The organism is Nocardia sp. FBN12 (assembly GCF_054031145.1).
Genome location: NZ_CM132926.1, coordinates 832,557 through 854,416 on the forward strand (window position 1 = coordinate 832,557; position 21,860 = coordinate 854,416).

At 67.9% G+C, this 21,860-nt stretch carries 20 protein-coding genes; 7 read left to right on the forward strand and 13 right to left on the reverse strand.

Going from position 1 to position 21,860, the window contains the following annotated elements; all coding sequences use genetic code 11:
* Nucleotides 1–27: 27 nt before the first annotated feature.
* Both ACWZHB_RS04260 and ACWZHB_RS04265 read right to left on the reverse strand, forming a co-directional pair.
* Nucleotides 28–1,662, reverse strand: a complete 1,635-nt coding sequence (locus ACWZHB_RS04260; protein WP_427906622.1) for a bifunctional phosphatase PAP2/diacylglycerol kinase family protein — start codon at nucleotides 1,660–1,662, stop codon at nucleotides 28–30.
* 139 nt (nucleotides 1,663–1,801) lie between these two features.
* A complete protein-coding gene (locus ACWZHB_RS04265; protein ID WP_427906623.1) occupies nucleotides 1,802–2,020 on the reverse strand; it encodes a hypothetical protein in 219 nt (72 codons plus the stop codon).
* A 112-nt stretch (nucleotides 2,021–2,132) separates the two neighbouring features.
* On the opposite strand from ACWZHB_RS04265, the gene gcvT reads away from it, so the two are divergent.
* Together gcvT and ACWZHB_RS04275 are read left to right on the forward strand one after the other, a co-directional pair.
* A complete protein-coding gene (gene gcvT, locus ACWZHB_RS04270) occupies nucleotides 2,133–3,233 on the forward strand; it encodes a glycine cleavage system aminomethyltransferase GcvT (protein WP_427906624.1) in 1,101 nt (366 codons plus the stop codon).
* 37 nt (nucleotides 3,234–3,270) lie between these two features.
* Complete coding sequence (locus ACWZHB_RS04275) at nucleotides 3,271–4,368, forward strand: branched-chain amino acid aminotransferase (RefSeq protein ID WP_427906625.1); 1,098 nt, start codon at nucleotides 3,271–3,273, stop codon at nucleotides 4,366–4,368.
* A 260-nt stretch (nucleotides 4,369–4,628) separates the two neighbouring features.
* On the opposite strand, the gene ACWZHB_RS04280 is transcribed toward ACWZHB_RS04275, so the two are convergent.
* The 6 genes from ACWZHB_RS04280 to ACWZHB_RS04305 form a co-directional block, all read right to left on the reverse strand.
* Entirely contained in the window at nucleotides 4,629–5,342 is a 714-nt protein-coding gene (locus ACWZHB_RS04280; RefSeq protein ID WP_427906626.1) for an MBL fold metallo-hydrolase, read from the reverse strand.
* A 133-nt stretch (nucleotides 5,343–5,475) separates the two neighbouring features.
* Nucleotides 5,476–6,225 carry an adenosylcobinamide-GDP ribazoletransferase gene (locus ACWZHB_RS04285; RefSeq protein ID WP_427906627.1) on the reverse strand — a complete coding sequence of 250 codons (750 nt, stop codon included), beginning with the start codon at nucleotides 6,223–6,225 and terminating at the stop codon, nucleotides 5,476–5,478.
* Between the two features lie 67 nt (nucleotides 6,226–6,292).
* On the reverse strand, nucleotides 6,293–7,366 hold the full coding sequence (cobT, locus tag ACWZHB_RS04290) for a nicotinate-nucleotide--dimethylbenzimidazole phosphoribosyltransferase (RefSeq protein ID WP_427906628.1): 1,074 nt from the start codon (nucleotides 7,364–7,366) through the stop codon (nucleotides 6,293–6,295).
* Between the two features lie 76 nt (nucleotides 7,367–7,442).
* Nucleotides 7,443–7,970 (reverse strand): bifunctional adenosylcobinamide kinase/adenosylcobinamide-phosphate guanylyltransferase, encoded by a 528-nt coding sequence (gene cobU, locus ACWZHB_RS04295; protein WP_427906629.1) that lies wholly within the window; start codon nucleotides 7,968–7,970, stop codon nucleotides 7,443–7,445.
* Nucleotides 7,971–8,055: 85 nt separating this feature from the next.
* Nucleotides 8,056–8,970 carry an alpha/beta hydrolase gene (locus ACWZHB_RS04300; RefSeq protein WP_427906630.1) on the reverse strand — a complete coding sequence of 305 codons (915 nt, stop codon included), beginning with the start codon at nucleotides 8,968–8,970 and terminating at the stop codon, nucleotides 8,056–8,058.
* A 246-nt stretch (nucleotides 8,971–9,216) separates the two neighbouring features.
* Nucleotides 9,217–10,167 (reverse strand): helix-turn-helix domain-containing protein, encoded by a 951-nt coding sequence (locus ACWZHB_RS04305; protein ID WP_427906631.1) that lies wholly within the window; start codon nucleotides 10,165–10,167, stop codon nucleotides 9,217–9,219.
* 85 nt (nucleotides 10,168–10,252) lie between these two features.
* Between ACWZHB_RS04305 and ACWZHB_RS04310 the strand changes: the two genes are divergently transcribed.
* Nucleotides 10,253–10,420, forward strand: a complete 168-nt coding sequence (locus tag ACWZHB_RS04310) for a hypothetical protein (RefSeq protein ID WP_427906632.1) — start codon at nucleotides 10,253–10,255, stop codon at nucleotides 10,418–10,420.
* A 192-nt stretch (nucleotides 10,421–10,612) separates the two neighbouring features.
* On the opposite strand, the gene ACWZHB_RS04315 is transcribed toward ACWZHB_RS04310, so the two are convergent.
* Nucleotides 10,613–11,269, reverse strand: coding sequence for a DUF3043 domain-containing protein (locus tag ACWZHB_RS04315; protein WP_427906633.1), 657 nt, complete (start codon nucleotides 11,267–11,269; stop codon nucleotides 10,613–10,615).
* A 257-nt stretch (nucleotides 11,270–11,526) separates the two neighbouring features.
* Between ACWZHB_RS04315 and ACWZHB_RS04320 the strand changes: the two genes are divergently transcribed.
* Nucleotides 11,527–11,883 carry a HesB/IscA family protein gene (locus tag ACWZHB_RS04320; RefSeq protein ID WP_266299384.1) on the forward strand — a complete coding sequence of 119 codons (357 nt, stop codon included), beginning with the start codon at nucleotides 11,527–11,529 and terminating at the stop codon, nucleotides 11,881–11,883.
* A gap of 231 nt (nucleotides 11,884–12,114) precedes the next feature.
* Nucleotides 12,115–13,041 carry a carbohydrate kinase family protein gene (locus tag ACWZHB_RS04325; RefSeq protein ID WP_427909072.1) on the forward strand — a complete coding sequence of 309 codons (927 nt, stop codon included), beginning with the start codon at nucleotides 12,115–12,117 and terminating at the stop codon, nucleotides 13,039–13,041.
* 60 nt (nucleotides 13,042–13,101) lie between these two features.
* Here ACWZHB_RS04325 and asnB read toward each other — a convergent pair whose 3' ends face one another.
* Nucleotides 13,102–15,045 (reverse strand): asparagine synthase (glutamine-hydrolyzing), encoded by a 1,944-nt coding sequence (asnB, locus tag ACWZHB_RS04330; RefSeq protein WP_427909073.1) that lies wholly within the window; start codon nucleotides 15,043–15,045, stop codon nucleotides 13,102–13,104.
* 537 nt (nucleotides 15,046–15,582) lie between these two features.
* Here asnB and ctaC point away from each other — a divergent pair.
* Nucleotides 15,583–16,581: an aa3-type cytochrome oxidase subunit II gene (gene ctaC, locus ACWZHB_RS04335; protein ID WP_427909074.1), complete on the forward strand. Its 999-nt coding sequence runs from the start codon at nucleotides 15,583–15,585 to the stop codon at nucleotides 16,579–16,581.
* Between the two features lie 10 nt (nucleotides 16,582–16,591).
* Nucleotides 16,592–17,008, forward strand: coding sequence for a cytochrome c oxidase subunit 4 (locus ACWZHB_RS04340; protein WP_101463622.1), 417 nt, complete (start codon nucleotides 16,592–16,594; stop codon nucleotides 17,006–17,008).
* Nucleotides 17,009–17,136: 128 nt separating this feature from the next.
* On the opposite strand, the gene ACWZHB_RS04345 is transcribed toward ACWZHB_RS04340, so the two are convergent.
* The 3 genes from ACWZHB_RS04345 to ACWZHB_RS04355 all read right to left on the reverse strand — a co-directional run bounded on the left by ACWZHB_RS04345 (nucleotide 17,137) and on the right by ACWZHB_RS04355 (nucleotide 21,859).
* Nucleotides 17,137–18,633, reverse strand: coding sequence for an MFS transporter (locus ACWZHB_RS04345; RefSeq protein ID WP_427906634.1), 1,497 nt, complete (start codon nucleotides 18,631–18,633; stop codon nucleotides 17,137–17,139).
* Nucleotides 18,634–18,982: 349 nt separating this feature from the next.
* Nucleotides 18,983–20,254, reverse strand: a complete 1,272-nt coding sequence (locus ACWZHB_RS04350) for an FAD-binding oxidoreductase (RefSeq protein ID WP_427906635.1) — start codon at nucleotides 20,252–20,254, stop codon at nucleotides 18,983–18,985.
* A 51-nt stretch (nucleotides 20,255–20,305) separates the two neighbouring features.
* Nucleotides 20,306–21,859, reverse strand: a complete 1,554-nt coding sequence (locus tag ACWZHB_RS04355; RefSeq protein WP_427906636.1) for an alkaline phosphatase D family protein — start codon at nucleotides 21,857–21,859, stop codon at nucleotides 20,306–20,308.
* Nucleotide 21,860 lies beyond the last annotated feature (1 nt).

Sequence of the window (21,860 nt, forward strand, 5' to 3'; positions counted from 1 at the left end):
GCGAGGTGATGCTACTGCCGGTCGCGGTCAGCGACGGCGGTCGGTGAGCCAGGCCAGCGGGCGGCGGTGGTGCGGGCGGGGGCGGTTTTCCCAGCGGGGGTTGTCTTCGTCGCGGCGATAGACCGGGACCCGGCCCGCTACGCCGAAGCGGAAAGTGGTGGCGATGCCTACTACCTCGCCGTCGGCGGCCACGGCGACGGGGGTTTTCGACGTGACGGTGAGTTCGTGCATCTGGCGTTCCCCGTAGACGCGGCTGTGGCCGATAGCGGCGAGCATCAGCGCGATGACGGCGCGAGTGCGGGAGAAACGGACGTCGGCACGCAGCCAGCGCACGTCGAGCAGGCCCTCGTCGAGGCGGGAGCGGAAGGCGGGCACAGCGCCGTGCGGGTGGTAGGGGCCGTTGCCGATGAACAGGAACCACATGTCGTGCCAGCGGTCGTCGATGCGGATGTGGATCGGTTCGGCGCGGCGCAGCGTCACGACGAGGGCCGCGGCGAACGCGGGCCACTTACCCCAGCGGTCCTCCCACTGCTCGCGCAGGCGCACCAGCTCGGGATAGGCGCCGATGCTGGCGGTGTTGATCAGGTGGTGGGTGTGCGGGCCGTCGGAGGTCTCGAATTCGACTGCGGCGATGTCGACTTCGACAGCCTCGCCCGCGCCGGTGGCATCGGCCACTTCGCGCAGGTCGTAGACACCGAGGTCGCGAGCGAAGTGGTTCAGGGTGCCGGCCGGGATGACGACCAGGGGCAACTTGCTGCGGATCGCGACGGCCGCGGCCGCGGCGATCGTGCCGTCGCCGCCTGCCGCGCCGACGGCGAGGACCGAGGTGCGGGCATTCGCCGAACGGGCCGCGCCGGCGCTGCCTGTCGCGCGGTCCGCGACACCGAGCTCCTCGGTCGGGTTGGCCCCGGCGTCAACGGCTTCTTGCAGCAGCTCGGCGGCGTCACGGCCGGGTTCGGTGCGTACCAGGGTGGCCGCGGGCAGAGCTTCGGCGATGTCGGCAGTGGGGTCGTAGGAAGAATCGCCCGAGCGCGGATTCACCAGCAGCACAAGGCCTTTGCCGTCGGCGAGGATCGGGGCGCCGTGCACCACGTGCGCGTCGGCCTCGTCGGATTCGCGGATCGGCCACCAGCGTCGGGTAGTGAGGGCGACAGCGGTGCCGACGCCGGCGCCGACCAGGACATCGGACGGCCAGTGCGCGCCGGTGTGGATGCGCGAATAGGCGACGGCGGCGGCCACCGGCGCCACCGCGAGTGCGGTGCGCGGGCTCTCCAGGGCGATGGCCGTGGCGAAGGCGGCGGCATTGGCGCTGTGGCCGGACGGGAAGGACGACGACACCGGTGCGGCGACCAGCCTGCGGCCGAGCGGCATCAGTTCGGCCGGTGGCCTGCGGCGCGGGATCAGCGTCTTGAGCACGAGGTTCACCAGGAAACTGCTGCCGCCGAGCGCGATCACACCGCGCAGCGCGGCCCGCCGTGGCGGGCCCGGCTGCAGCGCGAGCGCCGCCGCGACGGCCAGCCACAGACCGCCGGTATTGGCCGACCGGGTCAGATGCAGCATCCCGCGATCGACCGCCGATTCCGGGATCCGGGACACCGCTCGGCTCATCGTGTCGTCCATCGTGGCGACGTGACCGAATCGGGCGCGGGGTAGCTCACTCACACAGAGAACCCTACCGTCGTTGTCCGTCAGTCTCTTTCGATGCGGACCGCGCCACCCGTACACCCCTCGTCGGCAGGGGTGGCGCTGTGCCCGATCGGCCGCCCGCTGGAACGCAGGCCGCACGATGCCGGGTCGCGGACTATGGCGTCGGGATCTGGACCGGATTGCAGTCGGCGGTGGCCGGTCCGCCCGAGAGCGACTCGAGAATGCAGCCGAGGTTGATTCCGCCGCCCGAACCGGAGGGGCCGAGGAATGCCAAGGGGTCGGCGCTGCCGGTATCGGCGAGGGCCGTGGGACTGCCGAGCAGCATTGCCGCGGTGGCGAGCACAATGGCGGCGCCGAGCTTTCGTGTGTTCATACCGGCAGATCCTTGCACTCGCCGGGCATCGAGCGCGGCCCCCAATTGCTGGGGCTCCGGGCGGTGATCGGGGGCTTCGCGCGGCGCGGCGACGGCCCGATAAGCTCTGCCCATGACCGACGACGCGCTGCTCGAGGGCCCCATCCACGCTGTTCATGTCGAGCTCGGAGCCACCTTCGCTCCGTTCGGCGGGTGGGAGATGCCCGTGCAGTACGGCGGCACGGTCGGCGAGCACACCGCGGTGCGCACCACCGTCGGGCTGTTCGACGTGAGCCACCTCGGCAAAGCGACGGTCGCCGGGCCGGGCGCCGCGGCGTTCGTGAACTCGGCGCTCACCAACGACCTCGGCCGGATCCGGCCGGGTAAGGCCCAGTACACGCTGTGCTGCGCCGAAGACGGCGGCGTGATCGACGACCTGATCGCCTACTACGTCAGCGACGACGAGCTGTTCCTGGTGCCGAACGCGGCGAACACCGCGGCGGTGGTCGCGGAGCTGCGGAAGGTGGCGCCCACGGGCATCACCGTGACCGACCAGCATCGTGACTACGCGGTGTTCGCGGTGCAGGGTCCCAAGGCCACCGAGGTGCTGACGGCGCTCGGCCTGCCCACCGAGATGGAGTACATGGCCTACGCCGACGCCGAGTGGGAGGGTCGCCCGGTGCGCGTGTGCCGGACCGGCTACACCGGCGAGCACGGCTACGAGCTGCTGCCGAAATGGGCGGACGCGAAGCCGGTGTTCCGTGCGCTGATCGCGCAGGTCGAGGCGGCGGGCGGCCAGGCGGCCGGACTCGGCGCGCGCGACACCCTGCGCACCGAGATGGGCTATCCCCTGCACGGGCACGAACTGTCCCTCGACATCACCCCGAACCAGGCCCGCACCGGCTGGGCGGTGGGCTGGCAGAAGCCGGAATTCTGGGGTAAGGCCGCGCTCGCGCAGGAGAAGGCCGACGGCCCGCGCCGTACGCTGATGGGGCTGGAGGCGCTGGATCGTGGCGTGCTGCGGCAGGGCCAGACCGTGCTGCGGGACGGCGCGCCGGTCGGCGAGACCACCTCGGGGACGTTCTCACCGTCGCTCAAGGTCGGCATCGCGCTGGCGCTGCTCGACACCGACGCGAAGCTGGAACCCGGCGACGAGGTGGAGGTCGACGTGCGCGGGCGCAAGCTGCGCGCGAAGGTCGTCAAGCCGCCGTTCGTCGACACCAAAACCAAGTAGTTTCAGTACCAGAAACCGGCCCGGATAGGATCGCATCATGACAGTCGCCGCACAGTTCACCCGTATTCCGCACCCCGCGCCCACTCCGGCGCAGCAGCGGGACCAGGTACTGGCGGCCCCGGGTTTCGGGCGGTTCTTCACCGATCACATGGTGTCGATCGACTACGCCGACGGCCAGTGGGGTAACGCACGCGTCGAACCATACGGCCCGCTCTCGATGGACCCGGCGACCATGGTGTTCCACTACGGTCAGGCGATCTTCGAAGGGCTCAAGGCCTACCGTCAGCCGAACGGCGAGATCGCGACCTTCCGCATCGATGCCAACGCCGCGCGGTTCCGTCGCTCGGCCGCGCGCATGGCGATGGCGGAGCTGCCCGAGGAGCTGTTCGTCGAATCCGTGCGCCAGCTGCTCGATGTCGACGCGGACTGGGTGCCCGCGGCCGGTGGCGAGGATTCGCTGTACCTGCGGCCGTTCATGTTCTCCACCGAGGCTGGGCTCGGCGTGAAGCCTGCTTCGGCGTACAAGTACCTGCTGCTCGGGTCGCCCGCCGGGGCATACTTCCCGCGTGGGGTGAAGCCGGTGCGGGTGTGGTTGTCGAACGAATACGTCCGCGCGGCGCCCGGTGGCACCGGCGAGGCGAAGGTGGCGGGCAACTACGCGTCGTCGCTGCTCGCGCAGGCGCAGGCTACCGACGAAGGCTGTGACCAGGTTGTCTGGCTGGATGCCTGTGAGCGTCGCTATGTCGAGGAGATGGGCACCAACAACCTGTTCTTCGTGTTCGGTACCGGCTCGGCGGCGCGACTGGTGACGCCGGAACTGTCGGGTTCGCTGCTGCCCGGTATCACTCGCGACTCGTTGCTCACGCTGGCTGCCGACTCCGGCTACCCGGTGGAGGAACGCAAGATCTCGGTGGAGGAATGGCGCAAGGGTGCCGAAACCGGGGAGATCAGTGAGGTTTTCGCGTGTGGGACGGCTGCGGTGATCACGCCGGTCGGCTGGGTGAAGTCCGCTGAGGGTGAATTCGCTATCGGCGGTGGGGAACCCGGTGAGGTGACGATGGCGCTGCGGGATACGTTGACCGGGATTCAGCGGGGTACTTTTGCTGATACGCACGGGTGGATGCGGGCTCTGTAGGCGGGGACGGGTTTGGCAGTGCTCTGGGGTTTGAGTAGTCCTAGAGGCGCTGGCTGTGTTTGTTGGAGCGCTGGCGCGCTCGAGTCGCGGCCCCGAGGGGCCGCCGGTTAGGCACCGGGGCTTGCTCCTTCGTCGCCTACGCCCCGGCGCCTAACCGGCGACCCGGCCGCGACCGGCCACTTCGTGGCCGCCGCTCCCTATGGGTCGCGGGTGGGGGGCTGGGAGTGCGGTCATGGCGGATCTGGGGTTTTTCGGGGGTGTTATCCCGGCATCAGGGCTTGCCATTCGGCGAGGGACTTCGGGCGTAGGACGTAGTTGGTGTTGCGGAGGGAAGCCAGTGCGCTGCTTGGGGCTTCGGAGTACCAGTGGCCGGGGTAGACGACGGGGTTGCCGTCGAGGGCGGCTAGTTGGCGGAGGCTGCGGAACATTTCGTCGGAGTCGCCGCCGGGGAAGTCGGTGCGGCCGCAGCCGTCGATGAAGAGGGTGTCGCCGGAGATCAGGCGGCCGTCGAACAGGAAGCACTGGCTGCCCGGGGTGTGGCCGGGGGTGTGGAGTAACTCGATGTCGAAGGCGCCGACGGTGACCTTGTCGCCGTGGTCGTGGCCGGTCAGTTCGCTGGGGGCGATGCCGGTGGTCTGGGCTACCCAGTCGAGTTCGAGCTTGTTGACGTGTACGGGGACGCTGGTCTTCTCGAGCAGTTCGGCCACGCCGCCGAGGGTGAAACCGAGCATGGTGCCGCCGACGTGGTCGGGATGGTGATGGGTGGCCAGCACGCCGGATACGCGCATGCCGTCGGCTGCCGCGACGTCGACCAGGTCGGCCGCCTGATAGGCGGGGTCGACCAGCAGGGTCTCGCCGGTCTCCCGATCGCCGATCAGGTACGCGAAATTGCGCATCTGTGTCGCGATCGGATCGCCGACGGCGTAATCCCGGCCGGACAGCAGCTGGCGGAAGTAGAGGCGCTCGGATGACATGTGCTCCACCTTATTGCCACCGGTGTGCTGGGGGCGCACCCGAGTACCGATGACCGGACGGTCTGTGGGAGCGCACAATTCCCGATATCTTGGACTTGTGACCAGTCCGAGTTTGCTGTGACCGGTCGTTCGGCTATAACGCCAGCGAGAACCCCACTGCGCCAAACGAAACCGTGATTTCGACGACTGTTCCGAGAATATCGCCGGAAAGACCCTCGAAACGGCGGACGCAATGGCGGGTGATCGCGACGGTCAGCGCGAGGGCGGCGAGCACGACAACCGGGCCGAGCCAGAGGTTGTCTGGGATGGCCGCGGCGGCGGTGACGACCGCGAGCGCCGGCCAGATCAGCGCGACAGCACGCGGCTGGGTGCCTGCGACCAACGCGCCGAAACCGGCGTCGGGGGCGGCGCGGATGCCGGTGCGGCAAGCCAGGACGACGGCGACTCGGCCCATGGCGACGGCGAGGACGATCGCGAGCCAGCGGTGCTGTTCGGCCAGCGCCGCGAAGGCCACCGATTGGATGGCGATGGCGAAAATGAGGGCAGCGACCCCGAATGGGCCCGCCCCGCCGGACTTCATGATCTCGCGGGCGCGCTGCGGCGGGCCGTAGCTACCGAGCCCGTCGACGGTGTCGGCCAGGCCGTCGAGGTGCATCCCGCGGGTGAGTAGCGCGAGGAGCCCGACGGTGAGCAGGCCGGCGAGGAGGGGGGTCGATCCGGCGCTGATCAGCAGCCAGGAAGCGCCCGCGACTACCGCCCCGAGAGCGAGGCCGATGAGGGGGGCGAGAGTGATCGCGTGGCCTGCGATGCCACGGTCTACCTTCGCTGGTCCCGGCACGGGGATGACCGTGAGCCAGGAGACGGCCAGTCTCATGGCGTTCATGACGAGGTCGCCGCGGCGTCCGGGTGGTGAATCCGAGCGGGCGACTCGGCGACGGAACGCGACGTGTTCACTTGGCCAGGTCGACGGTGTCCGATTCCGCGGCGGCGGTGCTCACGCCCGCGTCGGCGAAGGTCGACATCTCGGCGAGGGTGGCGACGGCGGCGCGCAGGATCGGCAGGGCGATCAGCGCGCCGGAGCCTTCGCCGAGGCGCATCTCGAGGTCGATCAGCGGGGTCAGGCGCAGGTGCTTCAAGGCCAGGTCGTGGGCCGGTTCGGTGGAGCGGTGGGCGGGGAGCCACCAGGCTTTCGCGCCCGCGGCGAGGTCTTCGGCGACCAGGGCGGCGGCGGTGACCACGACGCCGTCGAGCAGGACGGGGGTGCGGCGGACGGCGGCCTGGGCGAGGAAACCGGTCATGGCGGCGAAGTCGGCGCCCGCGGCGACCCGCAGCAGGTCGACGGGGTCGGTGGCGACGGGCCGGGCGCGGCGCATGCCGTCGCGGATGGCGGCGACCTTGCGGATCCAGCCCTGGTCGTCGACGCCGGTGCCGCGGCCAACGGCGGAAACAGGTTCGGTGCCGGTGAGGATGGCGATGAGAACGGTGGCGGGGGTGGTGTTGCCGATGCCCATGTCACCCGCGATCAGCAGGTCGGCGCCGGAGTCGATCTCCTCGTCGGCGATCGCCCGGCCCGCGGCGAGTGCGGCGGTGACCTCGGCGTCGGAGAGGGCGTCCTCGCGGTCGATCGAACCGCTCGAGCGGCGCACCTTGTGCTGGGAAACCGACGGATCGGTATCTCCGTCGACGGAGATATCGACGACTCGCACGGTCGCGCCCGCCACCGCGGCGAGTGCGTTCACGGCAGCGCCGCCGGCCAGGAAATTGGCGACCATCTGGGCGGTGACCTCACTCGGGTACGCCGAGACGCCGTGCTTGGCCACACCGTGATCGCCCGCGAACACCACCACGCGGGCCCGTTCGAACTGTTCGGGTGGGCACGTGCCCTGGCAGGCCGCGACCCAGTTGCCGAGTTCCTCGAGCCGCCCCAGCGATCCGGCCGGCTTCGTGAGCTGCGTCTGACGCTGCTCGGCCGCCACGCGCACCTGTGCGTCCGGGGCCACGACCGGGTCGAATCCGTGAGTCACTGGCGAGCCTTTCGAAAGTCGGGTGTTCGGCACTCATCTTGCCCGGATCACCGCGCGCGGCGCCGACCGACCCGCCTCATTTCAATCGAAGTGGCAGCCCGGCCACGATGAGATACGCCTCGTCGCACACCCGCGCGAGTTGCTGATTCAGCGTGCCGATCTCGTCACGGAACAGCCGTCCCGACCGGGTTGCCGGGATGATCCCCATCCCCACCTCGGGCGACACGATCACCAACCGCTCCCGGTAGGCGTCGACGGCCTCGACGAGCGCGGCGCAATCGGGGGCGACGGTGCCGCGCGGTGCGTCCCACGCGTTGCGCGTGTCGAGGCGCGCGGTGAGCCAGGTACCGATGTCGTCGAGCAGCGTCGCAGCCGACGCGGTGGCGAGAACCGTTGCGGGCTCGGTGTTCTCGACGGTCGTCCAGTGCGCGGGGCGTCGGTCGCGGTGGAGGGCGATCCGGTCGGCGAAGTCGTGATCGGCGGGATCGTGGACGGCGGTCGCCAGGTAGCGAACGGTCGGCGCGTCGGTCAGCAGGTTCTCGGCGAAGGCCGACTTGCCCGAGCGCGCGCCGCCGAGAACTAGGGTGCGGGTCGGCGCTGGCATGCCCGCACGGTAGCAATCACCGCGCGGAGATCACCACGCTGGGCACATGGTTTCGTGGTCGAATCGGCCATGGAGGAGTGTCCGCTCAGCGCACGCCGAGCGCGTCCAGCACCATCGGGCGCGCGTTCGTCAGGGCCTGCTGCCAGTACGGCCAGGTGTGGGTGCCGTTGACGACGTCGACGCGCGCAGAGACGCCGAGGGCGGTGGCGCGGTCGCGGAAAATACCGGCCGCGACCACGGTCATCGCCTCGAGGCTCATCGCGTTGAGGGTGTTGCCGATGCCGAAGGGGACGTCGGCGGCGCCGGGGATGCCGTTGCCGGTGGTGACGTAGAGGGGCAGGCCGCGCAGCCGTTCGAGCTGGTTGGTGGCGTCGTTGCGGGCCCACGCGGGGTCGCTCGCCGGGCCCCACATGTCGTCGACGTTGAAATTGCCCTCGTCGCGCATGGCGACGCGCATGGCTTCGTTCCACATCGGGTAGGTCGGGTTGACGAAACCGGAGAACGAGCCGGCGAAGCGGAACTGGTCGCGGTGGTGGGCCGCGAGGGTCAGTGCGGCGTTACCGCCCATGGACGCGCCGATGATGGCGTTGTTCGTGCGCGAAACCCCGTACCCTGCAAGGAAATCGGGGAGTTCGCGAGTGAGGAACGTTTCCCATTTGTAGGTCGACTTCTGACCGTTGGTGCTGCTCGGCCGGTACCAGTCGGTGTAGAAACTGGAGTGCCCGCCGACCGGGAACACCAAAGTGACGTTGTCACCGGCGAATTGACGCAGCGCGTCGGTGTCGGTGGTCCACTGGCTGTGGTCCGCGGGGGCGCGCAGGCCGTCGAGCAGGTACAGCGCGGCGCTGCCGCCTCGCGCTGCCCACTGCACCTGGACCTTGATCGGGCCCATGCTGGACGGCACGATCAGTTCCTCGAAACCGCCTGCGGGCGTGCGTGATACCGGTGCCGCGTCGGCCGGACTCACCCCGATCGACAGGACGGTCGCCGTAGCGACCACCGTGAGAGCTTTTTTCAACCAGCCAGAACGTCCCCGCGTGTAGAACACGCAGTCAGCTGACCAGCAGCGGATGGCCCAGTCAAGCTGACGCGGACACTCTACAACCCGGCACGTGGGGAACTGTGCTGTTCACCAATGGTTTTCGCGATGTGAAAAGAAGAGTGCAATCTCGAGAGGTAGCCATGCGCAACCGCATCCACCTCATCGCTGGCGCGATCGGCCTCGGCTTGCGCGCGAGCAGCTGACTCAGGCGCCGCCGAAGCGGCGGCGGTATTCGGTGGGGGCGATGCCGACCTGGCGCTGGAAGTGGTGACGTAGTAGCGCACCGGAGCCGAAGCCGGACTCGTCGGCGATCCGTTCCAAGGCGATGTCGGTGGTTTCGAGCAGGTGCTTGGCGAACAGGACGCGCTGGGTGGTGAGCCATTTGACGGGCGTGGTGCCGGTTTCGGCGGCGAAGCGGCGGGCGAATGTGCGGGTGGACATGCTCGAGCGGGCCGCGAGTTCGTCGACGGTGTGCGGGTGGGCGAGGTTCTCGGTGAGCCAGGCCAGGGTGGTGGACAGGCCGGCGGAGCTGCACTCCGGGACCGGCTGCTCGATGAACTGGCGCTGGCCGCCGTCGCGTTGCGGGGGGACGACCATCCGGCGGGCGATGCCGTTGGCGGCGGCGGTGCCGATCTCGCGGCGGACCAGGTGCAGGCAGGCGTCGATGCCCGCGGCGGTGCCCGCGCTCGTGATCAGGTTGCCCTCGTCGACGAACAGGACGTCGGGGTCGACGGTGGCCTCGGGGAACATCGCGGCGAGTTGGTCGACATAGCGCCAGTGGGTGGTGCACTTGCGGTTGTCGAGCAGGCCCGCCGCGCCGGCCAGGAAGGCACCCGAGCAGACGGTGAGCACCGTCGCGCCCGCGTCGGCGGCGTCGCGCACCGCCTCGAGCACTCGATCGTCGTATCGGCCGATCGGGGAGGCCGGGATGGCGACCAGGTCGGCGTCGGCGAGCTGGTCGAGGCCGAAGTCGGGGGTGACGGAGATGCCGGGGGTGGTGGAGCGCAATGGCTTGCCTGGCTCGGCGCCGCAGACCCGGAAGTCGAAGCCGGGCAGGCCGTCGGCGGTGCGGTCGAGGCCGAAAACCTCACAGACCACACCGAATTCGAACATGGCGAGCCGGTCGTTGAGTACTACGGCAACCGTCGAGAGCATGACTCATCGTAGCTGGCTGAATCTTTACGCACAATGACAGGGCTGCCACTTTTGGCTGAAAATCATCGAGCGCAAAATTACTGCCATGCTTACTTTTCTGATCGTCATCACCGTCATCATCGGACTCGCCGTACTGATCGGCCGCGGCACCGCCGGCTCCACCGGAATCATCGACCGCGACGCCCAGCGCATGGACACCGAACTCAAAGCCATCGCCGGCTACGCCGGTTACATCCGCCCTAGTCACCACTGAACGTGAATGGTGAGAGCGACCACCCTCACGAGCGAATCGCCGAGCCTTCCGCAACCACCTACGGACTCCCGATCCGACCACCACGTTTTCGGCCGCCCCGGATCCGAGGGGCGAGACGTAACGGCGAAGCCGGAGTATCGCCCCTCGGATCCGGGGTTACGAGGCCGAAAACTCGCGGCGCCAGCCGCAAAATTACACCGCGTCGCCGGGGCCGACTCGCGGCTTCGGGGCGCGCATCTTGCGGATCTGGGAGGCGCGGACGAAGGCGTACCAGCCGAGCTTGAAGCCGGTATCGGTGGTGTCGGGGAACCGCTCGATCACCCGGTTGTTCACGATCTTGCCGAGGACGAAGCCCTCGATGATCATGAAGACCATCATCACCAGCATGGCCAGCGTGACGATCGTCTGCAGGCCGGGGGCCACGAACATCGACAGGATCAGCACCAGTGCCATCGGCATGAACAGGCCGACCAGGTTGCGGCGCGCGTCCACCAGGTCGCGCACGTAGGCGCGGAGCGGGCCCTGATCGCGGGGCAGCAGGTACTTGTCCTCGCCGGCCAGCATGCGGGCGCGGCGGTCCTGCACGGCGGCGCGGCGGTCGGCAGCGGCGGCCTTGCGATCCTGTTTGGTGCCCTTGACGGCCTTGCGGCGGGCGCGGGCTTCCTTGGCGGTCAGCGGGGCGGGCGCGACCGGGCCGCGCCGTTTGCCTTCTGCCTCACGCCTTTTCGGCGTCGGCTTGCCTTTGCCGGGGGTGGTCGAAGCGGTGGCGGCGGCCTGTTCGGAGCCGGACACCGACGGGTCGACGGACTCGTCGATGGTGCTGGACTCGTCGCGACGGAACAATTTCACGTTCACCAGGCTATTCGATGATGCCGACCATCGGGAAATGCGGTCCGCTCAGCGGTGGGGCCGGTCTCATACCGGCTGGTCTGCGACGCAGATCACGCCGTAACAGGGCGTAGTGTGGGCGCAAGCACCCAGGTGGCGTCTACTGGCTGCGCCGAGGGTGGCAAAATAGGAATAGCAGTTGCTGCGACAGCGTTGGAATCAGTCGTGCGCTGTGCACCTGAGGTCCGTTGACGGGCTGAGTCGAACTAGGAGTGTCCATGACTGTGCAGAACGAGACCGCCACCGAGACCCACGGTGCGACGCTGACCGACGCTGCCGCCATCAAGGCGAAGGCGCTGCTCGACCAGGAGGGTCGTGACGATCTGGCCCTGCGGATCGCCGTGCAGCCCGGTGGCTGTGCTGGTCTGCGCTACCAGCTGTTCTTCGACGATCGCATCCTCGACGGCGACATCGTCGTCGACTTCTCCGGTGTGAAGCTGGCCGTCGACCGCATGAGCGCCCCGTACATCGACGGCGCCTCGATCGACTTCGTCGACACCATCGAGAAGCAGGGCTTCACCATCGACAACCCGAACGCCACCGGTTCTTGCGCCTGCGGCGATTCGTTCAACTGATGTTCGGCGCCGCGGGTTAGCGGCGCCGTAACCTCGCCTTCCTGGGCACGCCCGGGAACATTGTGGTTGCGTGGCGAGGTAGCGAACAGGTGAACCACAGGCGGTAGCGCTTGCTAACGTTGAAGTCCGGGATCGGGTGATCCCGGACTTTCTGTTTTCCTACCTCTAGCGTCGAAGGGGCCCTGCCTCGTGTCTGTTGCCGTGTCCGCATCCATCGCCACCGACCACCTCATGCGCTTCCCCGGCCGGTTCGCCGATGCGCTGCTCGCCGATCAACTCGATCATGTGTCCTTGAGCTTCCTCGTCGACGATCTGCAGATCCGCCGTGGCGGAGTGGCGGGCAATATCGCCTATGCGATGGGTCTGCTGAAGCAGCGTCCGGTGCTCGTCGGTGCCGTCGGGGCCGATTTCGCCGAGTACCGCCAGTGGCTGGAGGCCAGCGGCGTCGATTGCTCCGCGGTGCATGTCTCCGCGACGTCGCATACCGCCCGGTTCGTGTGCACCACCGATGAGACGATGGCGCAGATCGCGTCGTTCTATCCCGGTGCGATGAGCGAGGCGCGCGATATCGACATCGCCGCGATCGCCGCCGCGCACGATATCGACCTGGTGCTGGTCGGCGCGAACGATCCCGAGGCAATGGTCGCGCACACCCGTCAGGCCAAGGCACAGGGCATCGCCTACGCCGCCGACCCGTCCCAGCAGCTGGCCCGCCTCGACGGTGAGCAGGCGGCCGAGCTGGTCGACGGGGCCGCCTACCTGTTCACCAACAAGTACGAGTGGGCGCTGCTGCAGCAGAAGACCGGCCTGAGCGAAGCCGACATCACCGCCAAGGTCGGCATCCGGGTCACCACACTTGGCTCCGAAGGTGTGCTCGTCGTCGATGCCGACGGCACCGAGGTCCGCGTCGGCGTGGTGCCAGAGGTATCGAAGGTCGACCCGACCGGCGTCGGCGACGGTTTCCGCGCCGGCTTCCTCACCGCCCACCGCGCGGGCCTGAGCCTGGAACGCGCCGCCCAGCTCGGCTCCCTGATCGCCGTACTCATCCTGGAAACCACCGGCACCCAGGAATGGACCCTCAACACCGAAGACGCCCTCGAGCGCCTGACCAAGGCCTACGGCACCGACGCCGCCGACGAACTGGCCGTCCTGCTCTGACGTACGGAACACGGACGCCCCCTGGATCTTCTTTCGATCCAGGGGGCGTTTCTGTGGGTTTTACAGCGAGACCGGGTAAGTCGGTTCCTGGATCTCCGGCTTGATGCGGTCTTCGACGAAAATGCCGTGCCAGACCATGAAGACCAGGACGGTCCAGAGGCGGCGGCTGTGGTCCGAGACGCCTGCTTTGTGGTCGCGGAGCATCTGGAGGATGGCCGGCTTGTGCAGCAGGTGGTCGGTCTGGGACTCGGCGATCTGGGTTTCGGCCCAGTCGTAGAGTTCGGTGCCGCGCAGCCAGTGGCGCAACGGGACCGGGAAGCCGAGCTTGGCGCGGTTGAGGACGTGGTCGGGGACGATGCCGTCCAGGGCCTGGCGCAGCGCGTACTTCGAGGTCTCCTTGGTGATCTTCTGGTCGAAGGGGATGCCCTCGGCGACGCGCATGACCTCGTTGTCCAGGAACGGCACGCGCAGTTCGAGGGAGTTGGCCATGGTCATCTTGTCGGCCTTGACCAGGATGTCGCCGCGCAGCCAGGTGAACAGGTCCAGGTGCTGCATGCGCGCGACCGGGTCCCAGCCCGCGGACTGGGCGTAGATCGGCGCGGTGACGTCCTGGTGGGTCCACTCGGGGCGGAAGTCGCGCAGGACCGCGCGCAGCTGGGCGTCGTTGAAGCTGCGGGCATTGCCGTAGTAGCGGTCTTCGAGGCGCAGCGAGCCGCGCTGCAGCAGCGACTTGCCGCGCTTGCCGTCGGGGATCTTGTCACCGAGCTTGCCGAGCAGCTTGCGCGCACCGGCGGGCAGGTACTCGAAAGGCTTGAGCGACAACGGTTCCCGGTAGATCGTGTAGCCGCCGAACAGCTCGTCGGCGCCCTCGCCGGAAAGCACGACCTTGACGTGCTTGCGGGCTTCCTTGGCCACGAAGTACAGCGGGACCAGCGCCGGGTCGGCGACCGGATCGTCGAGGTACCAGACGATCTCGGGGATCGCGGCGGCGAACTCGGCGGGGGAGACCACCTTGACGATGTGGCGGGCGCCGATCAGCTCGGCGCTCTCGGCGGCCACGTCGACCTCGGAGTAGCCCTCGCGCTCGAAGCCGGTGGTGAAGGTGATCAGCTTCGGGTTGTGGCGCATGGCCAGCGCGGCGATCGCGGTGGAGTCGATGCCGCCCGACAGGAACGAACCGACGGTGACATCGGCGCGCATGTGCTTGGCGACCGAGTCCTCGAGCGCCGCGGCGATCTCGGCGTAGCGGGCCTTCTCCGAACCCGCGACGAACGGGCGAACCCGGAAGTCGGGACGGAAGTAGCGGGTCACGACCGGCTCCTGGCCGACCTTCACCGTGGCGTAGTTGCCGGATTCGAGGCGACGGATGTTCTTGTGCAGCGACTCGGGCTCCGGCACGTACTGCAGCACGGTGTAGTGCTCGAGTGCGCGCGGGTCGAGCTCGTCGGACAGTTCCAGCGGGCTCAGCAGCTCCAGGAGGCTCTTCTTCTCGCTGGCGAAGGCCGTGCCGCCGGGGCCGGTCGCGATGAACAGCGGCTTGATGCCGAACGGATCGCGCGCGAGGAACAGTTCCGAGGTCTCGGTGTCCCAGATCGCGAAGGCGAACATGCCGCGCAGCTTGCGCACGGCCTCGGGGCCCCAGAAATGGAAGGCGGCCACGATGGCCTCGCCGTCACCGTCGGTGGCGAAGATCTTGGCATCGGGGAATTCGGCGCCGTGCTCGGCGGCCAGCTGCTCGCGCAGTTCGAGGTAGTTGTAGATCTCGCCGTTGAAGGTCATCGCGTAGCGCTGCGGGTTGTCCGCGGGGCCCCAGCGCAGCGGCTGGTGCGAGTGCTCGATATCGATGATGGACAGGCGGTTGAAGCCGAAGATCATGTGATCGTCGTGCCAGGTGCCCTTCTCGTCCGGGCCACGATGTCGCTGGCAGTGCAGCGCGTCGTACACCTGATCGACCACCTCGGTCGTCGCCGTATCAGCTGTCAGGAATCCGAGCAGTCCGCACACGGTGTCGGCAACCTTCTCTCGTTCGGATTGCACGCGTGGCCCAGGGAGCCTGGGAGGCAGCTGGGTTGGCCCCGCGTGCAGTGCCATTCATGGGCGATTGGTTTCATGCACTGTACCGAGATGGGTTCCATCGATGGTACTGAGGAGGCGCATGCGCTCCGCCCAGACGCCCGCTCGCGCGACGTCGACGGTTTCGGACGGAAAACCACAGGTCGTTGCTTCCGGTGCGGTCGCTGCGGAGTGTCGAAAGTGACCCCGCGACAAGACAGTGCCCGCTTTGGTCTACGCTGCGTAGTACTCAGGTCCTTCTCAGGTGTGCGTGCGTCACAGCGGCAATACTTCGAGAGGCCTGAAACTGCTTTGAAGAGGTGTCGGAACGGGCGAATCGCCGCCCGGACGACGCAATGTGTCGGAATGTGTGGCGACCAGGAAGGCGTGAGCGTGGCGCACAAGGCGAGCGAAGAGATCGGGGCACGACCCGAGAAGGGCCGGCAGGGCCGGGTCCTTCGGCGGGCCGGGCTGGCGGTGTCCCTGGGGATGACCGCGTTGCTCGTCTCGGGCTGCTCGATCGACAATGTTTGGCTCCGGTTCGGCTGGCCCTCGGGTATCACCCCGCAGGCCACCCGGATGCGTGAGCTGTGGACCTGGTCGGTGCTGGCCGCGCTCGCCATGGGCGTGCTGGTCTGGGGCCTGACCTTCTGGACGGTCATCTTCCACCGCAAGCGCAAGAACTCCCCGGAGTTCCCGCGCCAGACCGGTTACAACGTGTCGCTGGAACTGACCTACACGGCGATCCCGTTCGTGATCATCGCGGTGCTGTTCTACTTCACCGTGGTCGTGCAGAACTACGTGCACGAGAAGACCGACAATCCGGATGTCACCGTCGACGTGACCGCCTTCCAGTGGAACTGGAAGTTCGGCTACCGCAACGTGAACAACGTCGCCGGTCTCACCTACAACGGCATCGACACGGAGAAGGAGCTGCTGAACGAAGAGCAGCTCGCCGAATACCGTGAGCTCAAGAACGACAAGGGTCACCCGCAGCCGGGTCCGCTGCACGGCAAGCCGGCCAACGACATCCTCTCGTACCTGCACTACGACAAGATCGAGACCTTCGGCTCCAGCGAAGAGATCCCGGTGCTGGTGCTGCCGACCGGTAAGCGCATCGAGTTCCAGCTCGCCGCCGCCGACGTGATCCACGCCTTCTGGGTGCCGGAGTTCATGTTCAAGCGCGACGTGATGCCGAACCCGAAGGAAAACCAGTCCGACAACGTCTTCCAGATCTCGGAGATCGAGAAGGAAGGTGCCTTCGTCGGCCGTTGCGCCGAGATGTGCGGCACCTACCACTCGATGATGAACTTCGAGGTCCGTGCGGTCTCGCCGGAGAAGTTCGCTCAGTACATCAAGGCGCGTGAGTCCGGGCTGACCAACGGTGAGGCGCTCGCGTCGATCGGCGAGTCGCCGGTGGCCACCTCCACGTACCCCTTCAACACCAAGCGCGATGCCAAGAGCGCTTCGGTGAACGAGAGCAAGTGAGGATTCTGATATGAGGATCGAAGCGCGGATCTTCGAACTGCTCACGGCGTTCTTCATCCTGGTGGGCATCGTCTACGGGTTCTTCACCGCCCAGTCGCGCACCGGTATCGAGTGGGCAGGCACCACCGCGATCGTGCTGACCGCGGGCCTGTCGCTGATCATCGGCACCTACTTCCGGTTCGTCGCGCGTCGCATCGACCTGCGTCCCGAGGACTACGAAGAGGCCGAGATCGTCGACGGTGCCGGTGACCTGGGCTTCTTCTCGCCCGGTAGCTTCTGGCCCATCCTGCTGGCGGCCGCTGGTTCGGTCACCGCACTCGGCCTGGCGTTCTTCCAGTTCTGGCTGATCGGTCTCGGCGTGGTGCTCGTGCTCGCCGCCGCCGCGGGCCTGGTCTTCGAGTACTACCTGGGTGCCGAGAAGCACTGAGACAACACGACACGGTCGCCGCGACACCCTCGAACCGAGGGAGTCGCGGCGACCGTTTTCGTTTGGGTGGCCCGAGAACGACCGAGCCGGCCGTGCGACCGCACGACCGGCTCAGTGCATCGAATGCCTCAGTGCGCGAACACGAGCCCTTCTTCCTCGGGTCCCGCCACCTTGCGCGGAGCGGACAGCTGCACGATCCGGCGGGGCAATGCCGCGGCGACAACCGCGCCGATGAGCGCGGTCACGGCGCCGATCAGGAAGGCGATCGTGAAGCCGCGGTCCAGATAGAACACCGCGCCCTGCGTCATCTCCGGCGGGATGGGTGCGATGTAGGAGTTGTTCATGATCGTGAACGCGATCACCGGCAGGACGGCCGGGAACACACTCTGCGAGACCCCGACGATGCTGGCGGTACCTGCCTGCAACTGCGGCGGCACGGCCTCGATCAGCAGATTCGGGATAGCGGCGTAGGCCATGCCCATGCCGGTGCCGAAGATGCCCGCGAAGACGATCAGCAGCGGCTTGCTGTCGTGCACGGCCGCGGTCAACGCGAATCCGAGGGCCATCAACAGCATGCCGATGGTCATCAGAACGCGGGGGCGGACGTCGCGGCGGCCGACAAGCAACCCGACGACGACACCGCCGACTACCACCATCAGCCCTACCGGGGCCTGGAAGATCGCGAAACCCTCGGCGGTGACACCGAATCCGTAGTCGAGCCCGAGCACGGCAGGTGTCATGGCCAGCATCGGCAACAGGATGGTGAACAGACCGCTGGCGCCGTAACAGAGTCCGGCGCCGATGGTGGTGAGCAGCACCGAACGCCGGCCGAGCACATCCAGGTCGATCAGCGGTTCCCGGAGCACTCGCGCACTCACCAGCCACGCCGCCAGCAACACCACGCCACCGGCGAGGTAAGCGATGGTCGAGCTGTCACGCCAGCCCCAGGTGGGCCCGAAGCTGACCGCGATGAGAATGCCCGCGATACCGCCGCCGAGCAGAACCGCTCCGAGCGGATCGATTCGTGAGGGCAGCCGCACCGCCGATTCGGCCGTGGTGAAGAAGATCAGGGCGCCGAGCACGGCGAGACCGATGACGAAGAACCAGAAGATGCTGCGGAATCCGAAGTTGTCGATCAGCCATCCGGTGAGGAACGGCGCGGGAATCGCGATCAGTCCCATGCCGCTGGTCGCGATGCTCACCGCCAGCGCGATCGTCTTCGCCGGGAACACGTCCCGGATCAGCGAATAGCTCAAGAACAGGCAGGGGATGAGCAGGCCGGTGAGCGCGCGACCGGCGATCAGGACCGCGTAGCTGCCCGCGACCGCGGACAGCAACGATCCCGCCGCCGCCACGGCCACGCAACCGAGTAGGGCTTTGCGCTTGCCGTACATGTCCGCCAGCTTGCCGATCAGCGGCGCGGTGACGGCGCCGACCAGCAGGAACGATGTCAGCAGCCAGGCGCCCTGGGTGGTCTGGTAATGCGCGGCGATCGACGGTAGGGCCGTCGAGATCATCATGTAGCTCACCGCGAGCATCTCCAGGAGGAGCACGATCGAGGCGAGCGAGAAGATCAGGCGTGGAGTCCAGCGGTCCGCGGTGGGTGTCGGAGTGGAAGCGACCATCGGAGGTCCTTTCGAGGATGGGGCCCGCATCCGACGAACGATCGGAATGCGTAACCGACATCACACTTTCTCCGGGTGATCCGTAGAGCCCGCTATCCCATCCACTGGGAGATGGATATGCCTGATAGTCAGATTGTCGATGGTGAATCCGGCATGACCAGCGGATTCGCGGTGTATCACATCCTGCGAACACGCGCAGCCGGGTGAATCGCCGAACCGCTTGTGCCCGAACGTGTGCACTGTCGGTGACCGGGATGGGTACGGCCCGCGGCCGACACCATGGCGGCAGCGGGAAACGCACGACGGGTGATCATCGCCCGTCGTGCGTCCTCTGCCGAGGCGTTGTGCCTCAGACGCTGTAGCGCAGCGCCTGCTCGGAGCGGCAGATGTCGTCGATGCCGGAGACGATCTCGCGCAGCTGCTCCGAGGGCAGGGCCGAGGGGCGCAGGCGGCAGGTGAAGGTGATCAGGCCGTAGTCGGCGGGGGTGAGGCCGCGTGCGGCGGCTTCGGCGCGCAGGTACTCCGAGCGCACGCCGTAGGTCATCGCGGAGATGACGGTGAAGCAGCCCGAGCGTTCGCGGTGGGCCGAGAACAGGTCGTGCAGGCCGTAGAAGACCGAACCGTAATTGGCCAGTGGGGCGAACACGCCGACACGGTAGGCGGGGCCGCGCTCGGAGGAGTTGATCACGGTATCGGCCAGGTACTCGGCGTCGCGCATGGTGAGTACCTTCGGCGCGAACATCAGCGCGCCCGCCGCCGCGTTGCGGACCGGCATGCCCGCGCGGCCGCCCGCGGCGGAAGCGATGGCGCCCAACGACTTCCGGGTGCGCGTGCCCACCTCGCGCCGGGCCCGCAGGCCGCGGGTGGGGGCGGTGGGGTACAGGCTCGACCACTGCCCGAAGCGGACGGCGCCGAGGGTCACCTGGCCGGTGCCGACGGGGCGCGCCACCTTCAGCGGGGCGGTGTCGACCCAGCGGCCGACCTGCAGTGCCGCGCTGCCGGGGTTGGTGATCTCGTTGGTCGCGTGCTCGACGAACGAGTCGAAGTCGAGGAACCGGTCGGCGTCGGTGGTGAGCATGGTGTGGTCTTTGTCGACCTCCACCACGTCGAGGGTGAGGGCGGTGATGATGCCCGCGCGACCGCCCGCGCCGAGGATGCGGTGGAAACGCTCGGTGTGGTGGCCGCGCCCGCAGGTGCCGATCCGGCCGTCGGGATCGACGTACTCGAGGTCGACGATCTGGTCGATGAACATGCCGTAGCGGTGCGAGGCGGTGCTCACCCCGCCGACGGAGGCGAAGCCGCCCGCGGTGATGTCGCGATGATCGCCGACCACCGGCAGGCCGAGACCGTGCGCGCCGAGGCGGCGGTCGATCTCGGACAGCTTCGCGCCCGCCTGCACGCGCACGGTGCGCCTGCCCAGGTTGATGTCGAGCACCGAGTTCATCTTGCGCAGCGACAGCGCGCCGCGCTGATCGGTCAGGCCATAGGACTCTTCGGTCTGTTCGCCGCCGCGCACCGTCAACCGTTCCGACCGCCCGCGCGAATCACGCACAGTGCGAACGACATCCGCCGTATCGGTGGGGAGATATTCTTCGGAGATGACGGTCTGCGGCGTGCCCATGACCGCATAGCTAACCACAGGTGCGCGGTTCTTGCGCAGGGTACTTCGCACCTATTTCCGCGTAGGCGCGAGTTGCTTGGTGAACAGGACTTTTCCGGTCGCGTCGCACAAGTTGACGGTCATTTCTCCGGTGCGGCCGTCGATCTTCACCTCGCCGAAGTGCTGGTACTCCGGGTCCATCGGGGAGGTGTTGGGGGTGGGCGGCGCGTGGACGTAGACCGCGTCGGGCCCGAAGGTGGGATCGAGCGGGTTCGGGCCGAACGCGCCTGCGTTGAGCGGGCCCGAGACGAACTCCCAGAACTCGTCGAAATCGGTGAAGGCGGCGCGGGCCGGGGAGTAGTGGTGCGCCGCCGTGTAGTGGACGTCGGCGGTGAGCCACACGACGTCGCTGACCTTGTTCGCCTTGATCGACGAGAGCACCTGGGCGATCTCGGTTTCGCGGCCCGAGGGTGCGCCGGGGGCGGCGTTGGCGGGGCCTTCGAAGGCGGTCTTGCCGTCGGGGACGACCACGCCGAGGGGAAGGTCGGCGGCGACGATCTTCCAGGTGGCCTTGGAGTCCTTCAGGCTGTCGGTGAGCCACTTGACCTGGGCGGCGCCGAGCGTCTGGCCCGTGGGCGCGGTATTGGCGGTGTTGGCGTCCTTGTAGGCGCGCATGTCCAGGACGAAGACATCCAGGAGTGGGCCGTAGGAGATCTTGCGGTAGAGGCGACCGTCGACGGCTTCCTTGGGCTCCAACGGCATCCACTCGTGGAAGGCCTGCCAGGAACGCGTCGCGAGGGTGTCCATGCTGCGCTCGGTGTAGCCCTTGTCGGCGGCGACCGTACCGCCGGGGGACCAGTTGTTGGTGGTCTCGTGGTCGTCCCACTGGACGATCTGGGCGACGGCGGCGTTGAACCGGCGGTAGTTGTCGTCGGTCAGGTTGTAGGCGTAGTTGCCGCGGAACTGGTCGAGGGTTTCCGCGGGGGCGTTCTTGGCTTCGGCGGTGACGTTGCGCCAGATCCGGCCGTCGGGCAGCGTCACCGATTCTTTGAGCGCGTTGTCGGCGTAGATGCAGTCGCCGGAATGCAGGAACAGGTGCGGGTCGCGAGCGGCCATGGCGGAGAACACCTTCATGCCGCCGAGGTCGGGGTTGATGCCGAATCCCTGGCCCGCGACGTCACCGGACCACAGCAGCGAGATATCCGCTGGCGCGGTCGGCGCCGTGCGAAAGACGCCGGACAGAGATTCCGAGCTCGCACCGTCTTCTCCCTCGAGACGCACCCGGTAGTGCACGAGCTGTCCGGCGGGCAGACCGTTCACCCGTACCCGCCCGGTGCCGTCGGTCGCCGGGGTGAGCAGCGGCCCGGTGAACCGCTTGACGTCACTGAACGTCTCGCTCGCCGAGGTTTCCACCACCAGCGTGGCGGGCGTGTCCGACCGTGCCCAGATCAGCGCACCATCGCTGCGCGGATCACCGACGGCGATCCCGTGCGTGAGCGTCGGCCGGGCCCGCACCAGCCCCGGCCCGTCATCACCACAGGCCACCAGGGCAGGAGCAGTCACCACACCGAGTGCGGTTGCGCGCAACAGCGTGCGCCGAGACATCGCGAAATCCGAGACAGCCATA

What these genes read in the sequence shown, in the direction of transcription:
- ctaC (WP_427909074.1), top strand. Translation starts at nt 15,583, where the DNA reads ATGACCGCGTTGCTCGTCTCGGGCTGCTCGATCGACAATGTTTGGCTC.
- ACWZHB_RS04285 (WP_427906627.1), bottom strand. Translation starts at nt 6,225, where the DNA reads ATGAACGCCATGAGACTGGCCGTCTCCTGGCTCACGGTCATCCCCGTG.
- ACWZHB_RS04345 (WP_427906634.1), bottom strand. Translation starts at nt 18,633, where the DNA reads ATGGTCGCTTCCACTCCGACACCCACCGCGGACCGCTGGACTCCACGC.
- ACWZHB_RS04305 (WP_427906631.1), bottom strand. Translation starts at nt 10,167, where the DNA reads ATGCTCTCGACGGTTGCCGTAGTACTCAACGACCGGCTCGCCATGTTC.
- gcvT (WP_427906624.1), top strand. Translation starts at nt 2,133, where the DNA reads ATGACCGACGACGCGCTGCTCGAGGGCCCCATCCACGCTGTTCATGTC.
- ACWZHB_RS04340 (WP_101463622.1), top strand. Translation starts at nt 16,592, where the DNA reads ATGAGGATCGAAGCGCGGATCTTCGAACTGCTCACGGCGTTCTTCATC.
- cobU (WP_427906629.1), bottom strand. Translation starts at nt 7,970, where the DNA reads ATGCCAGCGCCGACCCGCACCCTAGTTCTCGGCGGCGCGCGCTCGGGC.
- ACWZHB_RS04320 (WP_266299384.1), top strand. Translation starts at nt 11,527, where the DNA reads ATGACTGTGCAGAACGAGACCGCCACCGAGACCCACGGTGCGACGCTG.
- ACWZHB_RS04350 (WP_427906635.1), bottom strand. Translation starts at nt 20,254, where the DNA reads ATGGGCACGCCGCAGACCGTCATCTCCGAAGAATATCTCCCCACCGAT.
- ACWZHB_RS04355 (WP_427906636.1), bottom strand. Translation starts at nt 21,859, where the DNA reads ATGGCTGTCTCGGATTTCGCGATGTCTCGGCGCACGCTGTTGCGCGCA.
- ACWZHB_RS04280 (WP_427906626.1), bottom strand. Translation starts at nt 5,342, where the DNA reads ATGTCATCCGAGCGCCTCTACTTCCGCCAGCTGCTGTCCGGCCGGGAT.
- ACWZHB_RS04275 (WP_427906625.1), top strand. Translation starts at nt 3,271, where the DNA reads ATGACAGTCGCCGCACAGTTCACCCGTATTCCGCACCCCGCGCCCACT.
- ACWZHB_RS04310 (WP_427906632.1), top strand. Translation starts at nt 10,253, where the DNA reads ATGCTTACTTTTCTGATCGTCATCACCGTCATCATCGGACTCGCCGTA.
- ACWZHB_RS04325 (WP_427909072.1), top strand. Translation starts at nt 12,115, where the DNA reads ATGCGCTTCCCCGGCCGGTTCGCCGATGCGCTGCTCGCCGATCAACTC.
- ACWZHB_RS04265 (WP_427906623.1), bottom strand. Translation starts at nt 2,020, where the DNA reads ATGAACACACGAAAGCTCGGCGCCGCCATTGTGCTCGCCACCGCGGCA.